Origin of the sequence: Streptomyces sp. NPDC015171, assembly GCF_043079545.1 — a bacterium.
Lineage (GTDB): Bacteria > Actinomycetota > Actinomycetes > Streptomycetales > Streptomycetaceae > Streptomyces.
Genome location: NZ_JBIBUO010000001.1, coordinates 44,485 through 61,526 on the forward strand (window position 1 = coordinate 44,485; position 17,042 = coordinate 61,526).

Genomic DNA, 17,042 nt, shown 5'->3' on the forward strand with positions numbered 1-17,042 from the left:
CGAACGCGTGCGCACTGTCACACCACCCGAAGTAGTTCGGCATTCAACTTCTTAGGTAGACTTCATTCATGGAGACCGAGACGGCCACGCGCTGGCTGACCGATGCGGAGCAGTGCGCCTGGCGCACCCACCTGGAGGTCAACAGGCTGTTGACGTACCAGCTCGAAAAGGATCTGCAGCCGTTCGGCCTGACAATGAACGACTACGAGATCCTGGTGAATCTGTCCGAGTCGGACGACGTACGGATGCGGATGAGCGACCTCGCGTCCGCCACCCTGCAGTCCAAGAGCCGGCTCTCGCACCAGATCACGCGGATGGAGAACGCGAACCTGGTGCGCCGGGAGAACTGTGACACGGACCGGCGGGGACTGTATGCCGTACTCACCGACCACGGCATGGAGACGATGAAGAAGGTCTCGCCGCACCACGTGGCATCGGTGCGGCGGCACTTCATCGACCTGCTCTCCTCCGACGCGCTGATCGAGCTGGACAAGGCCCTCAAGCCGATCGCCGAGCACCTCAGAGGACAGCGAGGGCGTCCCTGAGAGCGGCCGGGCCCCTCAGGCGGCGGCAGCCGGGCGGGAGCACGGCCGTCGGCCGGCGCTCCCGGCCGCGACGGCGGCGGCCAGGGCCACCGCGCCCGCCAGGGCGAAGCACAGGGCGGTCGGCACACGGCCGATGAGCAGGCCCGCCACCAGCGCTCCCCCGGCACTTCCCGCGTTCACCGCCATGTTCACCCACGCCCCGGCCTGCGTACGCGCGCCCTCCGCCGCCGTCTCGTCGGCCAGCAGATAGGCCGTGGTGAGCGCCGGGGCGATGAACGCGCCCGCGAGGGCCATCGTCCCGGCGAGCGCCCACAGGCCGGGGGCGCGGCCCGCCACGGCGAGCACCAGGCCGAGGGCCGCCGCGAACCCGCACAGCCTGGTGCGGGTTCGCGCGCGCCAGCGCACCGCCCCGTTCGCCAGACCGCCCAGCGCACTGCCCGCCGAGAGCGCGCCCAGGATCCAGGGGACGACGGCGGTGCCGTACGCGCGTTCGACGGCGACGGCCGTCACCAGCAGTTCCACACCGCTGAGGGCCAGGCCGACGCCACGCCCCCACCCACCGGGCGGGCGACGCGCCCTCAGCCCTCCGTGAGGCCCGCCACCAGCTCGTCCGCCGCGCGGTACGGGTCCAGCTCGCCGGCCGCGATGCGCTCCGCGAGCGCGCCGAGCCGGCGGTCACCGTGCAGATCGGCGATGCGCTCGCGCAACGCGGTCACGGCGATCGCCTCCACCTCGCGGGCCGCGCGGGCGGTGCGGCGCTCGGCGAGGACACCGCGCTCCTCCATCCAGGCCCGGTGCTTCTCCAGGGCCTCCACGACCTCGTCGATGCCCTCGGCGCGGGCCGCGACCGTCTTCACGATGGGCGGGCGCCAGTCGCCGGGGCCGCGGGACTCGCCCAGGCCCAGCATGTGGTTCAGCTCGCGGGCCGTGGCGTCGGCGCCGTCCCGGTCGGCCTTGTTGACGACGTAGATGTCGCCGATCTCCAGGATCCCGGCCTTCGCCGCCTGGATGCCGTCGCCCATGCCGGGGGCCAGCAGCACCACGCTGGTGTCCGCCTGGGAGGCGATCTCGACCTCCGACTGGCCGACGCCGACCGTCTCGACCAGGATCACGTCGCAGCCCGCCGCGTCCAGCACCCGGATGGCCTGCGGGGCCGCCCAGGCCAGGCCGCCGAGGTGGCCGCGGGTGGCCATCGAGCGGATGTAGACACCGGGGTCGGAGGAGTGGTCCGACATCCGGACGCGGTCGCCGAGCAGGGCGCCCCCGGAGAACGGGGACGAGGGGTCGACGGCCAGCACGCCGACCCGCTTGCCCTGCTTGCGGTACGCGGTGACGAGCGCGGAGGTGGAGGTGGACTTGCCGACGCCCGGCGAGCCGGTCAGGCCCACCACATAGGCGTTGCCGGTCAGCGGCGCCAGTGCCGCCATGACCTCCCTGAGCTGCGGGGACGCCCCCTCCACCAAGGAGATCAGCCGGGCCACGGCCCGCGGCCGGCCTTCCCTGGCCTGGGCCACCAGAGAGGAGACGTCCTGCATCACAGCTCCGTTCACTTCACCGACGTACCGGAATCGTTCCCGCGGGTCCTCAGGCCTGCGGCACCTTCACGATCAGCGCGTCGCCCTGACCGCCGCCGCCGCACAGCGCCGCCGCGCCGACACCGCCGCCCCGCCGCTTGAGCTCCAGCGCCAAGTGGAGCACGAGGCGGGCGCCGGACATGCCGATCGGGTGGCCGAGGGCGATGGCGCCGCCGTTGACGTTCACCTTTTCCGTGGACACGCCGAGGTCCTTCATTGACTGCACGGCGACCGCGGCGAAGGCCTCGTTGATCTCGACGAGGTCGAGGTCGGAGACCTCAAGGCCGTCCTTCTTCAGGGCGTGCAGGATGGCGTTGGACGGCTGGGACTGCAGGGAGTTGTCCGGTCCCGCCACATTGCCGTGCGCGCCGATCTCGGCGAGCCAGCTGAGGCCCAGCTCCTCGGCCTTGGCCTTGCTCATCACGACCACGGCGGCGGCGCCGTCGGAGATCTGCGAGGAGGTGCCGGCCGTGATGGTGCCGTCCTTGGTGAAGGCCGGACGCAGCTTGGCCAGGGACTCCGCGGTGGTGTCGCCGCGGATGCCCTCGTCCTTGCTGAACAGCACCGGGTCGCCCTTGCGCTGCGGGATCTCCACCGGGGTGATCTCGGCCTCGAACAGGCCGTTCTTCTGCGCGGCGGCGGCCCGCTGGTGGGACAGGGCGGCGATCTCGTCCTGCTCGGGGCGCTTGATGCCCAGGCGCGTGTTGTGCTTCTCCGTCGACTCGCCCATCGGGATGTTCTCCCACGGGTCGGTCAGGCCGTCGTAGGCCATCGCGTCGAGCATCTGGACCGCGCCGTACTTGTAGCCCTCGCGGGACTTGGGCAGCAGGTGCGGGGCGTTGCTCATGGACTCCTGCCCGCCCGCCACGACGATGTCGAACTCACCGGCGCGGATCAGCTGGTCGGCGAGGGCGATGGCGTCGAGCCCCGAGAGGCACACCTTGTTGACGGTGAGCGCCGGGACGCTCATCGGGATGCCGGCCTTGACGGCGGCCTGGCGGGCCGGGATCTGACCGGCGCCGGCCTGGAGCACCTGGCCCATGATCACGTACTGCACCTGGTCACCGCCGATCCCCGCACGGTCGAGGGCGGCCTTGATCGCGAAGCCGCCCAGGTCGGCCCCGGAGAAGGACTTCAGCGAGCCCAGCAGCCGCCCCATGGGCGTCCGGGCGCCCGCGACGATCACCGAGCTGGTCGTTCCAGAAGACATGAGGTGCGATCCCCTTCCAGCTGTACACAGCCGAGGAGTGAACGAGGGTTTACTTCGAATGTACTGAGCGGTCCAGCACGGCGTCACCGGCCCGTAGGTGTGATCGCGCGCACGTTGCGTAACCACCCCGGGACCGCTGCACTGAATCCATGCTGACGCGAATCGACCACATCGGGATCGCCTGCCACGACCTCGACGCGACCGTCGAGTTCTACCGGGCCACGTACGGCTTCGAGGTGTTCCACACCGAGGTCAACGAGGAACAGGGGGTGCGTGAGGCCATGCTCAAGATCAACGACACGTCGGACGGCGGCGCCTCCTACCTCCAGCTGCTTGAGCCGGTCCGCGAGGACTCCACGGTCGCCAAGTGGCTCGCCAAGAACGGAGAGGGCGTCCATCACATCGCCTTCGGCACGGCGGACGTCGACACGGACTCCGAGGAGATCCGGGACAAGGGCGTCCGGGTGCTCTACGAGGAGCCCCGGCGCGGCTCCATGGGGTCGCGGATCACCTTCCTGCACCCCAAGGATTGCCATGGTGTTCTCACAGAACTGGTCACTTCGGCGCCTGTTGAGTCACCTGAGCACTGACCCCCGTACATAAGGGCCGGTAGGGTTGGGGGCGGTCGTCCCTCTCACCGGGGCGACCGCATGCCGGGGTCCGGGTTTCGGGGGACGAGCGTCGGGGCAGCAGCCCGTGCTCCGCCGTTGATCTGACACCATTCCCCGGGGGCCCCGTTCGGCGGATGAACGGTGCTCGTTGGAGAAGCTGACCAGGGGACGGATGGGACCGCGCAGTGCGGGGCTACGAGAGCCAGGAGCGAGAGCCGGCGGCTGACGTCGACCACCTCTCTCGGTTCGAGGCCGAGATGAAGCGGCTGAGGACCGAGCGAGAGAAGGCGATTCAGCACGCCGAGGACCTCGGCTACCAGGTCGAGGTACTGCGCGCCAAGCTGCACGAGGCGCGGCGCACCCTCATGACCCGGCCCGCCTACGACGGCGGTGACATCGGCTACCAGGCCGAACAATTGCTCCGCAATGCCCAGATGCAGGCCGAGCAGCTGCGTCAGGACGCCGAGCGGGAGCTGAGCCAGGCCCGCGCGCAGACGCAGCGCATCCTGCAGGAGCACGCCGAGCAGGCCGCCCGGCTCCAGGCCGAGCTGCACCAGGAGGCCGTGACCCGGCGCCAGCAGCTGGACCAGGAGCTGGCCGAGCGCAGGTCGACCGTCGAGTCGCACGTCAACGAGAACGTGGCGTGGGCCGAGCAGCTGCGGGCCCGTACCGAGCAGCAGGCCCGCCGGCTGCTGGACGAGTCCCGCGCGGAGGCCGAGCAGGCCATGGCCGCCGCCCGCGCGGAGGCCGAGCGGCTGACCCGGGAGGCCCGGGAGCGGCTGCAGAGCGATGCCGAGTCGGCCCGCGCGGAGGCCGAGCAGCTCCTGCGCCGGGCCCGCACGGACGCCGAGCGCCTGCTGAACGCGGCCTCGACGCAGGCCCAGGAGGCCACCGAGCACGCCGAGCAGCTGCGCACCGCCACCGTCACCGAGTCGGACACCGCGCGCCGGCAGGCCGCCGAGCTGAGCCGGACCGCCGAGGAGCGGTTGGCCGCGGCCGAGGACGCCCTGCGCAAGGCGCGGAGCGAGGCCGACAAGGTGCTCACGGAGGCGAAGGACGCCGCCGCCAAGGCCCTCGCCGGCGCCGAGGCGGCGGGCGAGGCGCGCACGCGCACCGCCAAGGAGCAGGTCGCCCGGCTGGTCGAGGAGGCCACCAAGGAGGCCGAGCACACCAAGTCCGAGGCCGAGCAGCTGGTCGCCGACGCCCGTGCCGAGGCGGAGAAGATCGTCGCCGAGGCCGGCGAGAAGGCCCGCTCGATCACCGCCGAGGAGACGGCGAGCCAGCTGTCCAAGGCGGCCAAGACCGCCGAGGACGTGCTCAACAAGGCGTCCGAGGACGCCCAGAAGACCACCAGGGCCGCCGCCGAGGAGGCCGAGCGGATCCGCCGGGAGGCGGAGACCGAGGCGGACCGGCTGCGGGCCGAGGCGCACGACATCGCCGAGGAGCTCAAGGGCGCGGCCAAGGACGACACCAAGGAGTACCGCGCCAAGACGGTCGAGCTGCAGGAGGAGGCCCGCCGGCTGCGCGGCGAGGCCGAGCAGCTGCGCGCCGACGCGGTCGCCGAGGGCGAGTCGATCCGTGCCGAGGCCCGCCGCGAGGCCGTCGGGCAGATCGAGGAGGCGGCCAGGTCCGCCGAGGAGCTGCTGGCCAAGGCCAAGGCGGACGCCGACGAGCTGCGGCAGAGCGCGACCACGGACAGCGAGAAGGTCCGCACCGAGGCCATCGAGCGCGCCACGGCGCTGCGCCGGCAGGCCGAGGAGACCCTGGACCGCGCCCGCAAGGAGGCCGAGCGGCTGCGCGCCGAGGCCGCCGAGCAGGCCGAGACGGTCGGCGCGGACGCCGAGAAGGCCGCGCGGGAGCTGCGCGAGGAGACCGAGAAGGCCGTCGAGGCCCGGCGCGGCGAGGCCGCGGCGGAACTGGCGCGGCTGCAGACGGAGACGCAGGAGCGGCTCGCGGCGGCCGAGCAGGCGCTGACCGATGCCCGCGAGGAGGCCGAACGGATCCGCCGGGAGGCCGGCGAGGAGACCGAGCGGCTGCGCGCGGAGTCCGCCGAGCGGATCCGCACGCTCCGGCAGCAGGCCGAGACCGAGGCCGAACGGCTGCGCGACGAGGCCGCGTCCGACGCGTCCGCGTCCCGCGCCGAGGGCGAGGCCGTCGCCGTACGGCTGCGTTCGGAGGCCGCCGCCGAGGCCGAGCGCCTGAAGGCGGAGGCCCAGGACACCGCCGACCGGGTGCGCGCCGAGGCCCAGGCCGCGGCCGAGCGGCTCGGCGCCGAGGCGTCCGAGACGCTGGCCGCCGCGCAGGAGGAGGCCGCCCGGCGCCGCCGCGAGGCCGAGGAGCTGCTCGGTTCCGCCCGCGAGGAGGCCGACCAGGAGCGGCAGCGGGCCCGCGAGCAGAGCGAGGAACTGCTGGCCTCGGCGCGCAAGCGCGTGGAGGACGCGCAGACCGAGGCGACCCGGCTGGTCGAGGAGGCCGACCGGCGGGCCACCGAGATGGTCGCCGCCGCCGACCAGCACGCCCAGCAGGTCCGCGACTCCGTCAGCGGGCTGCACGAGCAGGCGCAGGAGGAGATCGCCGGGCTGCGCTCGGCCGCCGAGCACGCGGCGGACCGGACGCGGCGCGAGGCCGAGGAGGAGGCGGACCGGGTCCGCGGCGACGCCTACGCCGAGCGGGAGCGGGCCGGCGAGGACGCCTCCCGGATGCGGCGCGAGGCGAACGAGGAGTCGGAGGCCGCGAAGGCGCTGGCCGAGCGTACGGTCGGCGAGGCGATCGCGGAGGCCGAGCGGCTGCGCGCCGACGCGGGCGAGTACTCCCAGCGGGTGCGCACCGAGGCGTCGGACGCGCTCGCCGAGGCCGACCAGGCGGCGGCCCGGACCCGGGCGGACGCCCGGGAGGACGCCAACCGCATCCGTTCGGACGCGGCGACCCAGGCCGACACCCTCATCACCGAGGCCCGCAGCGAGGCCGAGCGGCTCCAGACGGAGACGGTGGCGGAGGCCGAGCGGCTCCAGACGGAGACCGTCGCCGAGGCCGAGCGGGTGCGCGCCGAGTCGCTGGCCGAGGCCGAGCGGGTGCGAACCGAGGCGCTGGCCGAGGCCGACCGGGTCCGCGCCGAGGCGCTCGCGGGCGCCGAGCAGCTCATCGGGGACGCCACCGGGGACGCGGAGCGGCTGCGCGCCGAGGCCGCCGAGACGGTCGGCTCCGCGCAGGCGCACGCCGAGCGGCTGCGGGCCGAGGCCGAGCGGCTCAGGTCGGACGCGGAGGCAGAGGCCGAACGGCTCGTCAACTCCGCGCGTGAGGAGAGCGAGCGGACCCTGGACGAGGCCCGCAAGGACGCCAACAAGCGGCGCTCCGAGGCGGCCGAGCAGGTGGACACGCTCATCACGGAGACCGCCGCCGAGGCCGACAAGCTGCTCACCGAGGCGCAGCAGCAGGCGCTGAAGACCACCGCGGACGCCGAGTCGCAGGCCGACACGATGGTGGGCGCGGCCCGCAGCGAGGCCGAGCGGATCGTGTCCGAGTCGACCATCGAGGGCAACTCCCTGGTGGAGAAGGCCCGTACGGACGCGGACGAGTTGCTGGTCGGCGCCCGCCGGGACGCGACCGCCATAAGGGAGCGGGCGGAGGAGCTGCGCGACCGGATCACCGCCGAGATCGAGGAGCTGCACGAGCGGGCCCGCCGTGAGGCCGCCGAGACCATGAAGTCCACCGGTGACCGCTGCGACGCGCTCATCAAGGCCGCCGAGGAGCAGCTGGCGAAGGCCGAGGCGAAGGCGAAGGAGCTGGTCTCGGACGCCAGTTCCGAGGCCGGGAAGGTCCGAATCGCCGCGGTCAAGAAGGCGGAGGGGCTGCTCAAGGAGGCCGAGCAGAAGAAGGCCAGCCTGGTCAAGGAGGCCGAGGAGCTGAAGGCGGAGGCGATCCGGGAGGCCCGGCGCACGGTCGAGGAGGGCAAGCGGGAGCTGGAGATCCTGGTGCGCAGGCGCGAGGACATCAACGCCGAGATCTCGCGGGTCCAGGACGTCCTGGAGGCGCTGGAGTCCTTCGAGACCCCCGCCTCCGGCAAGGACGGCGGGGTCAAGGCGAGTGCCAGTGTGGGCGCCCCCCGAACGGGTGGCAAGCCGTCAGAGGGCTAGCGAGCGGGGTGTGTTCCGATGTCTTCTGGGGGCTTTGCCCGACTCCTTGGCAAGCCCTCCGACAGCCCGCCACCCAAAAGTGGTGTCATTCTCCAGATCAAACACGTATCCGCGTGATGACACACCGCTTCGGCCCCTAGGATTCCCCCTATCACCTCACCGGTCTCATTGACAGGAACCCCATGAGCGACACTTCCCCCTACGGCTTCGAGCTTGTGCGGCGTGGGTACGACCGCGCTCAGGTGGACGAACGTATCTCCAAGCTCGTCTCCGACCGTGACAGTGCTCTCACCCGCATCACCGCTCTGGAGAAGCGGATCGAGGAGCTGCACCTCGAAACGCAGAACGCCCAGGCCCAGATCACGGACGCCGAGCCGTCGTACGCGGGTCTCGGCGCGCGGGTCGAGAAGATCCTGCGCCTGGCCGAGGAAGAGGCCAAGGAGCTGCGTGAGGAGGCCCGGCGGGCGGCCGAGCAGCACCGCGACCTCGCCGAGTCGGCGGCTCAGCAGGTCCGCAATGACGCCGAGTCGTACGCGGCCGAGCGCAAGTCCAAGGCCGAGGACGAGGGCGTCCGGATCGTCGAGAAGGCCAAGACCGACGCGTCCCAGCTGCGTGCCGAGGCGCAGAAGGACGCGCAGTCCAAGCGCGAGGAGGCGGACGCCCTCTTCGAGGAGACCCGCGCCAAGGCCGCGCAGGCCGCCGCCGACTTCGAGACGAACCTCGCCAAGCGCCGCGAGCAGTCCGAGCGCGACCTGGCCTCGCGTCAGCAGAAGGCCGAGAAGCGCCTCGCCGAGATCGAGCACCGGGCCGAGCAGCTGCGCCTGGAGGCGGAGAAGCTGCGCACCGACGCCGAGCGCCGTGCCCGCCAGACGGTGGAGACCGCGCAGCGCCAGGCCGAGGACATCGTGGCCGACGCCAACGCCAAGGCCGACCGGATCCGTTCGGAATCCGAGCGGGAGCTGGCGGCGCTCACCAACCGCCGCGACAGCATCAACGCCCAGCTGACGAACGTCCGCGAGATGCTCGCCACGCTGACCGGTGCCGCGGTGGCCGCGGCCGGCACGTCGACCGACGACGAGCCGATCTCCCGGGGCGTCCCGGCGCAGCAGACCCGCTAGGTCCGGGCAGTCGTACGCACCCCGAGGGGGGCGGTGGGCCGGTCCCGCCGCCCCCCTCGCGTGCCCGAGTGCCGTGTCCCGGTCCCGTCGGCGGGCGTAGCCTGAGGGCAGAGGCGCGGGGCCCGGCGGGCGGACCGTACCGGCTCCGCGCGCGGCCCCGCGGGCGGGAAGAGGTGCCTCGTATGCCGGACGGCGACCGATCCCTCGAAGACGCCATCCTCGGTCTGCTCGACCGGAGGGCGCCGGGGGCGTCGGTGTGCCCCTCGGACGTCGCCCGCGCGGTGCACGGGTCCCGGGACGAGGGCTGGCGTGAACTGATGGAGCCCGTCCGCCGGGCCGCCGCCCGGCTCGCCGCCGAGGGGCGGGTGGAGATCACCCAGCACGGCGATGCCGTCGACCCCGCGCGGGCCCGCGGCCCCGTCCGGATCCGCCGGCCCGGCTGACGCGGGCGCACGGCACCGCGCGCCGCCGCTCAAGTGGCAGGCCCCCACGGCCGGTCTTAGCGTGGCCGCATGATCGAGCTGGAGGGGCTGACCAAGCGGTACGGCGAGAAGGTGGCGGTCGACCACCTCACCTTCACGGTGCGGCCGGGCATCGTGACGGGCTTTCTCGGGCCCAACGGGGCCGGGAAGTCCACGACCATGCGGATGATCCTCGGGCTCGACCACCCCACCGCCGGTGACGTCCGTATCGACGGCAGGCACTACGACGCCCTCAAGGACCCGCTGACGTACATCGGCGCCCTGCTGGACGCCAAGGCCGTGCACGGCGGCCGGAGCGCCTACAACCATCTGCTCTGTCTCGCGCAGAGCAACGGCATCCCGGCGAGCCGGGTGGCCGAGGTGCTGGAGACGGTCGGGCTCACCGCCGTGGCACGGCAGAAGGCCAAGGGGTTCTCGCTGGGCATGGGCCAGCGGCTGGGGATCGCGGGCGCGCTGCTCGGCGATCCGCGGATCCTGATGTTCGACGAGCCGGTCAACGGGCTCGACCCGGAGGGCATCCACTGGATCCGGAATCTGATGAAGTCGCTGGCCGCGCAGGGCCGGACGGTGTTCGTGTCGAGCCACCTGATGAGCGAGATGGCGCTGACCGCCGACCATCTGGTGGTCATCGGCCAGGGGCGGCTGCTCGCGGACACCTCCATGGCCGATTTCATCCGGACGAACTCGCGGTCGTACGTGCGGATCCGCTCCCCGCAGCGCGAACGGCTGCTCGATGTGCTGCACCAGGCCGGGATCACGGTCGTGGAGGCGGGCGGCGGGGCGCTGGAGGTGGCGGGCGGCAAGGGCGAGCAGATCGGTGAGCTGGCCGCGCGCAACGGGCTCGTGCTGCACGAGCTGAGTCCGCGGCAGGCCTCGCTCGAGGAGGCGTTCATGCAGTTGACGGCGGAAGCGGTGGAGTACCACGCGCAGTCCGGTCCGGGTGCCGCCCCGCAGGACTGGGGCACCGGCTGGAAGGGGGCTTGAGCCATGGCGGCCGTCCAGGTCATCCGGTCCGAGTGGACCAAGATCCGGTCAGTGGCGTCCACGGTGTGGGCGCTGTCGCTGGCCGTGGTGGTCACCGTCGCCCTCGGGATGCTGATCTCCGCGCTGTCGAGCCGGCAGTTCGCCGACATGCCCGCGCGGGAGCGGTTCTCCTTCGATCCCACGGTCATCAGCTTCGCGGGGATGACCCTCGGCCAGCTCGCCATGATCGTGTTCGGTGTGCTGGTCGTCTCGAACGAGTACAGCACCGGCATGATCCGGGTCTCGCTGGCCGCCGTGCCGCGCCGCGCCACCTTCCTGTTCAGCAAGGTCGCGGTGGCCGCCGCGCTCGCGCTGCTCACCGGCATGGTCACCAGCTTCGCCGCGTTCTTCCTCGGCCAGGCGATGCTCGGCTCCCACCGGGCCGCCATCGGTGATCCCGGGGTGCTGCGGGCGGTGTTCGGCGGCGGCCTGTACATGACCCTGATCGCGGTGTTCTCCATGGGCGTCGCCGCGATGCTGCGCTCGCCGATGCTCTCCCTCGGCGTCCTGATGCCGTTCTTCTTCCTGATCTCCAACATCCTCGGCAACGTCGACGCCACCAAGAAACTCGGCCGCTTCCTGCCCGACCAGGCCGGCAGCCGGATCATGCAGGTGGTGCCGCGCGTCGGCGACGACACCCCCTACGGGCCCTGGGCCGGACTGGGGATCATGGCGCTGTGGGTGATCGCCGCGCTCGCGGGCGGCTATCTGCTCCTCAAGCGCCGGGACGCCCAGTAGATCCTCCGGTCACCTCACGTGATACTCAGCCTTTACCCTCTCTTGGGCGGAACCGTCAGCGCCTCGATATCCTCCTAACCCTTACGGGGGCGTGTGCCCCGCTGTCCTGAACCTTTCGATGGGTGCGGAGCATGATCGAGGCTGTCGGCCTGACCAAGCGCTACGGCGACAAGACCGCCGTGTACAACCTTTCCTTCCAGGTGCGGCCCGGGGCCGTCACCGGCTTCCTCGGGCCGAACGGCTCGGGCAAGTCCACGACGATGCGGATGATCCTCGGGCTGGACAATCCCACGTCCGGGTCGGTCTCCATCGGCGGCTACCCGTACCGCAAGCTGCCCAACGCCCCGCGCCAGGTCGGCGCGCTGCTCGACGCCAAGGCCGTGCACGGCGGCCGGTCCGCCCGCAACCACCTGCTGAGCCTCGCCCAGCTCTCGGGCATCCCGGCCCGCCGGGTGGACGAGGTGCTCGGCGTCGTCGGCCTCCAGCAGGTGGCCAAAAAGCGCTCCAAGGGCTTCTCGCTCGGCATGGGCCAGCGCCTCGGCATCGCCGCCGCGCTGCTCGGCGACCCGCAGGTGCTGCTCTTCGACGAGCCGGTCAACGGCCTCGACCCCGAGGGCATCCTCTGGGTCCGCAATCTGATGAAGGCGCTGGCGGCCGAGGGCCGTACGGTCTTCGTCTCCTCGCACCTGATGAGCGAGATGGCGCTGACCGCCGACCACCTCATCGTGATCGGGCGCGGCCAGCTGCTCGCCGACATGAGCGTGAAGGACTTCATCTCGGCCAACTCGGCCGACTTCGCGCGGGTCCGCACGCCCGACACCGAGCCCCAGCTGCGCGAGAAGCTGTCCTCGGCGCTGGCCGAGGCGGGCGGGCACGTGCTGCCGGAGCAGGACGGCGCGCTCCGGGTGACCGGACTGCCGCTGCCCCGGATCAGCGACCTCGCGCACGAGGCGGACGTCCGGCTGTGGGAGCTGTCCCCGCACCAGGCCTCGCTGGAAGAGGCGTACATGCGGATGACGCAGGCCGCCGTGGACTACCGCTCCACCATCGACCAGAAGGCCGGTCTCCAGCAGCAGCCGCCGCCCGGCGCCCAGCCGCCCATGCCGGTCCCCGGCCAGGGCCAGCCCGGCTGGTACGCGCCGCCGTCGCCGCAGCAGGGCGGCCAGCCCTTCGCGATGCCGGCCGCGCCCGCCGGCCCGTACGGCGGCGCTCCGGGAGCGGCCAACCCGTACGCCCAGCCGGGCGCACCGGCCCAGCCCGCCGGCCAGGCCCCGCAGCCCCAGCCCCAGCAGCCCCAGCAGCCCCAGCAGCCCGCCCAGGGTCTGCCGCCGGCCCTGGCCAAGGCGGCCCCGGCCGCCCCGGCGGACGCCGCGCCCGCGCCCGTCCAGGCCGCTCCGCAGGCCCCCGCGGCCCCCGCGGCCCCCGTCGCCGCCCCGCCCGCGCCGCAGCAGGCGCCCGACGCGGCTCCCGCGACTCCTGCGACTCCTGCGGCCCCCGCCGCCCCGGCCGCTCCCGCCTCCGCCCCGACCCAGCCCGAGGACGCCCGATGAGCACCCACCAGCCCCCGATGCAGCAGGCCCCGGCAGCCGCGCCGACCTGGCAGGCGGCGCCCGGCGGAGCGTACGCCGGCTACACCTCGCCCATCCCGGTCGTGCGCACCCACCTCGGGCACGCGCTGGCCTCCGAGTGGACGAAGATCAGGTCGGTGCGGTCCACGATGTGGACGCTCGGTGTGTTCGTGGTGCTCGTGCTCGGCATCGGCCTGATGGCGGGCGCGCTGGTCGAGTCCAACTCCGACTCCGCCAGCCTGTCCGGCGAGAACCCGCTGTCGTTCGGCTTCTTCGGCCTGCTGCTCGGCAGCATCTGCATCATCACGCTCGGCGTGCTGACCACGGCCTCGGAGTACGGCACCGGCATGATCCGGACGACGATGACCGCCTGCCCCAGCCGGGCCCGGGTGCTCGCCGCCAAGTCGATCGTGTTCTTCGCCGTCGCCTTCGTCGCCACCCTGGTCACGTCCACCTTCGTGGCCATGGTCCACGCGTCCATGCTGGAGAACACCGGCGCCCGGACCCCGACCGGTGGCGACTGGTTCAAGGCGACCGTCGGCATCAGCCTCTTCGTCGCCCTGCTCGGGCTGGTCTCGATGCTCATCGGCTCGGTCATCCGGCACTCCGCCGGCGCCATCACGATCATGATCGGCGTGGTGCTCGCGCCGCTGGTGCTCGCGCTGTTCATGGCCACGGAGTCGCTCAGCAAGCTGCGTGAGTGGCTGTTCGAGTACTCGATCCCCAACCAGCTGAGCGTCTTCTACGCCAACTCGCTCACCGAGTCGGGCCCGTCCGGCTGGGACCCGGTGTGGATCATGCTCGTCCTGGCGGCGGCGGTGTACGCGGGCGCGTACGCCCTGCTGCAGAGCCGGGACGTGTGAGCCGGGCGGTTCAGAACCTCGGCGCGTTACGGGACCGCTGCACCCGCGTGGTGCGGCGGTCCTTCGCGTTCCAGCAGGCTTTGTGCCAGTGCCTGCGGTCGTCCACGCCCGCGTGCTCCGGCCAGGCGACCACGTGCGGGACGGCGGAGGGGATCAGCTGGTCGCAGCCCGGGCAGCGGTAGGTCTTGCCCTGCGCGCTGGCCCCCGCCACATGCCGTACGCTCCACTCCTCGTCCTGCCAGCTCTCCGTGGACTGCCAGCCGCCGTACCGGCCGGCCCGGTCGTCCTCGGCGCTCTGGCCCGGCGTTCCGGCTGCCTTCGGTCGGTTGCGACGCGGGGACACAGGACACCTCTCGGGGCTGTACAGGGAGCAGGGGCTGCATCCAGCCTACGCGCCGTGGAGCGGGGTACCCGTAGGGGACCAACCCGTACAAGTCCCCCTCCCGTGCGACTCATTCTGCAGACAATCCGCAAATCTCTCCGCCAGGCCGTGTCCTGCGCACGTGTCAGACGGTTATGCCGGGCGGGGGAGCTCCGGGTCGGAGCCAAGGAAGCAGGAAATGCGATGCACGTAGGAAGTTTTGTGCTGGCCGCCCAGTTCCCGGGGCAGGGCCAGGGCGAGGCCCTGCACCGGGCGGTCCGCTCGGCGGAGGTCGCCGAGCAGGCGGGTCTGGACGCGGTATGGCTGGCCGAGCACCACTTCGTGCCCTACGGCACATGCCCGTCCGCCGTCACGCTGGCCGCGCTGCTGCTCGGCCGCACCCGCCGCGTCCGGATCGGCACGGCGGTGAGCGTACTGCCCACCGCGCACCCGGTCGCCCTCGGCGAGCAGGCCGCGCTGCTGCATCTGACCAGCGGCGGACGGTTCACGCTCGGCGTCGGCCGCGGCGGCCCCTGGGTGGACCTCGAGGTGTTCGGCGCGGGCCTAGAGGCATACGAACGCGGGTTCCCGGACTCACTCGATCTGCTGCTTCGCTGGCTGAGCGAACCGGCCGTGTCGGCCTCGGGCGAGCGGTACTCCTTCCGCGAGGTGCCGGTCGTGCCCCGCCCTTCGGAGGCGCTGACGGAGACCCCGGGGCCCGAGGTCGTCCTCGCCTGCACCTCGCCCGAGAGCGTGCGGCTGGCCGCGGAGCGCGGGCTGCCGATGCTGCTCGGCATGCACGTCGGGGACGAGGAGAAGGCCGAGATGGTCGCCCTGTGGCGGCGCTGCGCCCGCGCGGCGGGCCGGCCGGCCGACGAGATCGCGGGCGCCGCCCATGTCTCGGCCGGGGTGTGCCAGCTCGCCGACCGCCGTACGGACGCGGTGGAGACCCTGCTGAAGGCGATGCCGGGCTGGCTGAGGCAGGGGCTCGACGCCCATGTGACGGTGGACGGACGGGCGCGCACGATGCGCGACCCGCACGCCTACACCGAACTGCTCTGCGGGCTGCACCCGGTGGGCACCCCGCGGCTCGCCGCCGACCGGCTCGCGGCCACCGCGGAGCGCACCGGGATCTCCCGCTTCGCCCTGCTGACGGAGGGCTCGGGCGACCTCGCGGCCACGGAGGAGAACCTACGGCGTCTCGGCGCCGAGGTCCTGCCCCAGCTGCGCTGACCCGCTCCGACACGCGAGCCGCCCGGGGGCTTGCCGCCCCAGTACCGACGCACCTCCCGCAGATGGAGCGGCAAGCCGGCGACTCGCTGTCTCGGCCCTCCCCCAGCCGGGTGTCAGCAGTCCCGCAGCTCCGGAGACTGGTTCAGCAACTGATTGCGCACCGACGTGAAGCGGGCCAGCGTCTCGTCCACCGAGGCGTCCGTCGGGAACACCGCCACGCGGTGGCAGTTCTGGAAGGCCAGCCGCACCCCGAAGTGCCGCTGCAGCGCGCCGCGGATGGCGTCACTCGCGAGCGCGCGCAGCAGCTGACCGCGTGCCTGCTCGTCCGGCGGGGGCGTCTGGTTGTCGGCGAAGGGTCCGCCGTCCACCTTCAGCTGAGCCACCAGGGAGCTGATCATCTCCCATGCGTAAGGCAGGGAGGTCCGGACGCAGTCGACGAATGCTGCTTCGTCGACCTCGCCTCGCTCGGCCTGTTCGAGTAGGGCCGGTGAGACGTCGAGCGACATGGGTTCTCCTCTCGCACCCCCGAAGCGCAGGGGTTGCCGGACAGATAGGGGAGTTCGCGATTTCGAACACGCTCGGTACATGAGCCGCAACCTCCCGTTCTCTACGGTAGGCAACCGTCGGTGACCACACCAGCAGAATGCGTATATGGAACGGTCGCCTCATGCTCACTATCGGCCAGGGATGAACAAGAGTTTCCAGGGATAATTGGGGCGATTCACGGGGAGCGGGATACGCGGATCGCGTGCACCGGCGCGCGTCGAGTAGCGTTGCCGACCATGCGTCTCGTCATTGCCCGGTGCTCGGTCGACTACGCCGGCCGGCTCACCGCCCACCTGCCCTCGGCCCCCCGACTGATCCTGGTCAAGGCGGACGGCAGCGTCTCCATCCACGCCGACGACCGGGCCTACAAGCCGCTCAACTGGATGTCGCCGCCCTGCACGCTGAAGGAGGGCGCCGGCGAGGACGAGGGCGTGTGGACGGTCGTCAACAAGGCGGGCGAGAAACTGATCATCACGATGGAGGAGATCCTCCATGACTCCTCGCACGAGCTGGGTGTGGATCCCGGCCTGATCAAGGATGGCGTGGAGGCGCACCTCCAGGAACTGCTCGCCGACCGCATCGAGACGCTGGGCGAGGGCTACTCCCTCATCCGCCGCGAGTACATGACCGCGATCGGCCCGGTGGACATCCTGTGCCGGGACGCCGACGGCCAGACCGTCGCGGTCGAGATCAAGCGCCGCGGCGAGATCGACGGCGTGGAGCAACTCACGCGCTATCTGGAGCTGTTGAACCGCGACCCGCATCTGGCCCCGGTCCGCGGTGTCTTCGCCGCGCAGGAGATCAAGCCGCAGGCCCGCGTGCTCGCCACCGACCGCGGCATCAACTGCCAGATCCTGGACTACAACGCCATGCGCGGCATCGAGGACGACAAACTCCGCCTGTTCTAGCCGCCCGCCCCTGCCCGCGACGCCGGCTCCAGCCGCCTGAAGCGGAACCCCCTGGGCGCACCGCCCGTCGAGTCTCTGGTGGGGGTGCCGCCCGACGAGCCTCCGGTGGGGGCGCACCGCCCGGTGAGC

16 protein-coding genes are annotated in these 17,042 nt (G+C 72.3%); 11 read left to right on the top strand and 5 right to left on the bottom strand.

Features of this window, described 5'->3' with window-relative positions; translation table 11 throughout:
- The first annotated feature begins 68 nt into the window (after nucleotides 1–68).
- Nucleotides 69–545 carry a MarR family winged helix-turn-helix transcriptional regulator gene (locus ACF073_RS00215; RefSeq protein ID WP_392065364.1) on the top strand — a complete coding sequence of 159 codons (477 nt, stop codon included), beginning with the start codon at nucleotides 69–71 and terminating at the stop codon, nucleotides 543–545.
- Between the two features lie 15 nt (nucleotides 546–560).
- Here ACF073_RS00215 and ACF073_RS00220 read toward each other — a convergent pair whose 3' ends face one another.
- Genes ACF073_RS00220 through ACF073_RS00230 form a run of 3 tightly spaced genes read right to left on the bottom strand, consistent with a single transcriptional unit; the run spans nucleotide 561 to nucleotide 3,329 of the window.
- Nucleotides 561–1,067, bottom strand: coding sequence for an MFS transporter (locus tag ACF073_RS00220; protein ID WP_392065366.1), 507 nt, complete (start codon nucleotides 1,065–1,067; stop codon nucleotides 561–563).
- Nucleotides 1,068–1,123: 56 nt separating this feature from the next.
- Nucleotides 1,124–2,080: a methylmalonyl Co-A mutase-associated GTPase MeaB gene (gene meaB, locus ACF073_RS00225; protein ID WP_392065368.1), complete on the bottom strand. Its 957-nt coding sequence runs from the start codon at nucleotides 2,078–2,080 to the stop codon at nucleotides 1,124–1,126.
- 49 nt (nucleotides 2,081–2,129) lie between these two features.
- Entirely contained in the window at nucleotides 2,130–3,329 is a 1,200-nt protein-coding gene (locus ACF073_RS00230) for an acetyl-CoA C-acetyltransferase (RefSeq protein WP_392065370.1), read from the bottom strand.
- Nucleotides 3,330–3,478: 149 nt separating this feature from the next.
- Here ACF073_RS00230 and mce point away from each other — a divergent pair, with 149 nt between their 5' ends.
- The 8 genes from mce to ACF073_RS00270 all read left to right on the top strand — a co-directional run bounded on the left by mce (nucleotide 3,479) and on the right by ACF073_RS00270 (nucleotide 13,865).
- Entirely contained in the window at nucleotides 3,479–3,919 is a 441-nt protein-coding gene (mce, locus tag ACF073_RS00235; protein WP_392065372.1) for a methylmalonyl-CoA epimerase, read from the top strand.
- 206 nt (nucleotides 3,920–4,125) lie between these two features.
- The gene (gene scy, locus ACF073_RS00240) at nucleotides 4,126–8,073 is read left to right on the top strand and encodes a polarized growth protein Scy (RefSeq protein ID WP_392065373.1); all 3,948 of its coding nucleotides are present in this window, start codon (nucleotides 4,126–4,128) and stop codon (nucleotides 8,071–8,073) included.
- 182 nt (nucleotides 8,074–8,255) lie between these two features.
- Nucleotides 8,256–9,191: a cellulose-binding protein gene (locus ACF073_RS00245; protein WP_392065375.1), complete on the top strand. Its 936-nt coding sequence runs from the start codon at nucleotides 8,256–8,258 to the stop codon at nucleotides 9,189–9,191.
- 182 nt (nucleotides 9,192–9,373) lie between these two features.
- On the top strand, nucleotides 9,374–9,634 hold the full coding sequence (locus ACF073_RS00250) for a DUF3253 domain-containing protein (RefSeq protein ID WP_392065376.1): 261 nt from the start codon (nucleotides 9,374–9,376) through the stop codon (nucleotides 9,632–9,634).
- A gap of 69 nt (nucleotides 9,635–9,703) precedes the next feature.
- Nucleotides 9,704–10,657 carry an ABC transporter ATP-binding protein gene (locus ACF073_RS00255; protein WP_392065378.1) on the top strand — a complete coding sequence of 318 codons (954 nt, stop codon included), beginning with the start codon at nucleotides 9,704–9,706 and terminating at the stop codon, nucleotides 10,655–10,657.
- 3 nt (nucleotides 10,658–10,660) lie between these two features.
- Entirely contained in the window at nucleotides 10,661–11,434 is a 774-nt protein-coding gene (locus tag ACF073_RS00260) for an ABC transporter permease (protein ID WP_392065380.1), read from the top strand.
- 131 nt (nucleotides 11,435–11,565) lie between these two features.
- A complete protein-coding gene (locus tag ACF073_RS00265; RefSeq protein WP_392065382.1) occupies nucleotides 11,566–12,984 on the top strand; it encodes an ABC transporter ATP-binding protein in 1,419 nt (472 codons plus the stop codon).
- Complete coding sequence (locus ACF073_RS00270) at nucleotides 12,981–13,865, top strand: ABC transporter permease (protein ID WP_392065384.1); 885 nt, start codon at nucleotides 12,981–12,983, stop codon at nucleotides 13,863–13,865. Before ACF073_RS00265 ends, ACF073_RS00270 begins: the two co-directional genes overlap by 4 nt.
- A 10-nt stretch (nucleotides 13,866–13,875) precedes the next feature.
- On the opposite strand, the gene ACF073_RS00275 is transcribed toward ACF073_RS00270, so the two are convergent.
- Nucleotides 13,876–14,208, bottom strand: coding sequence for an ATP/GTP-binding protein (locus ACF073_RS00275; RefSeq protein ID WP_392065386.1), 333 nt, complete (start codon nucleotides 14,206–14,208; stop codon nucleotides 13,876–13,878).
- A 222-nt stretch (nucleotides 14,209–14,430) separates the two neighbouring features.
- Here ACF073_RS00275 and ACF073_RS00280 point away from each other — a divergent pair, with 222 nt between their 5' ends.
- Nucleotides 14,431–15,459: an LLM class flavin-dependent oxidoreductase gene (locus ACF073_RS00280; RefSeq protein ID WP_392065388.1), complete on the top strand. Its 1,029-nt coding sequence runs from the start codon at nucleotides 14,431–14,433 to the stop codon at nucleotides 15,457–15,459.
- 113 nt (nucleotides 15,460–15,572) lie between these two features.
- On the opposite strand, the gene ACF073_RS00285 is transcribed toward ACF073_RS00280, so the two are convergent.
- Nucleotides 15,573–15,965 (bottom strand): SCO5389 family protein, encoded by a 393-nt coding sequence (locus ACF073_RS00285; RefSeq protein ID WP_392065390.1) that lies wholly within the window; start codon nucleotides 15,963–15,965, stop codon nucleotides 15,573–15,575.
- A gap of 276 nt (nucleotides 15,966–16,241) precedes the next feature.
- Here ACF073_RS00285 and nucS point away from each other — a divergent pair, with 276 nt between their 5' ends.
- Nucleotides 16,242–16,913 carry an endonuclease NucS gene (gene nucS / locus ACF073_RS00290; RefSeq protein WP_392065392.1) on the top strand — a complete coding sequence of 224 codons (672 nt, stop codon included), beginning with the start codon at nucleotides 16,242–16,244 and terminating at the stop codon, nucleotides 16,911–16,913.
- Nucleotides 16,914–17,042: the final 129 nt, after the last annotated feature.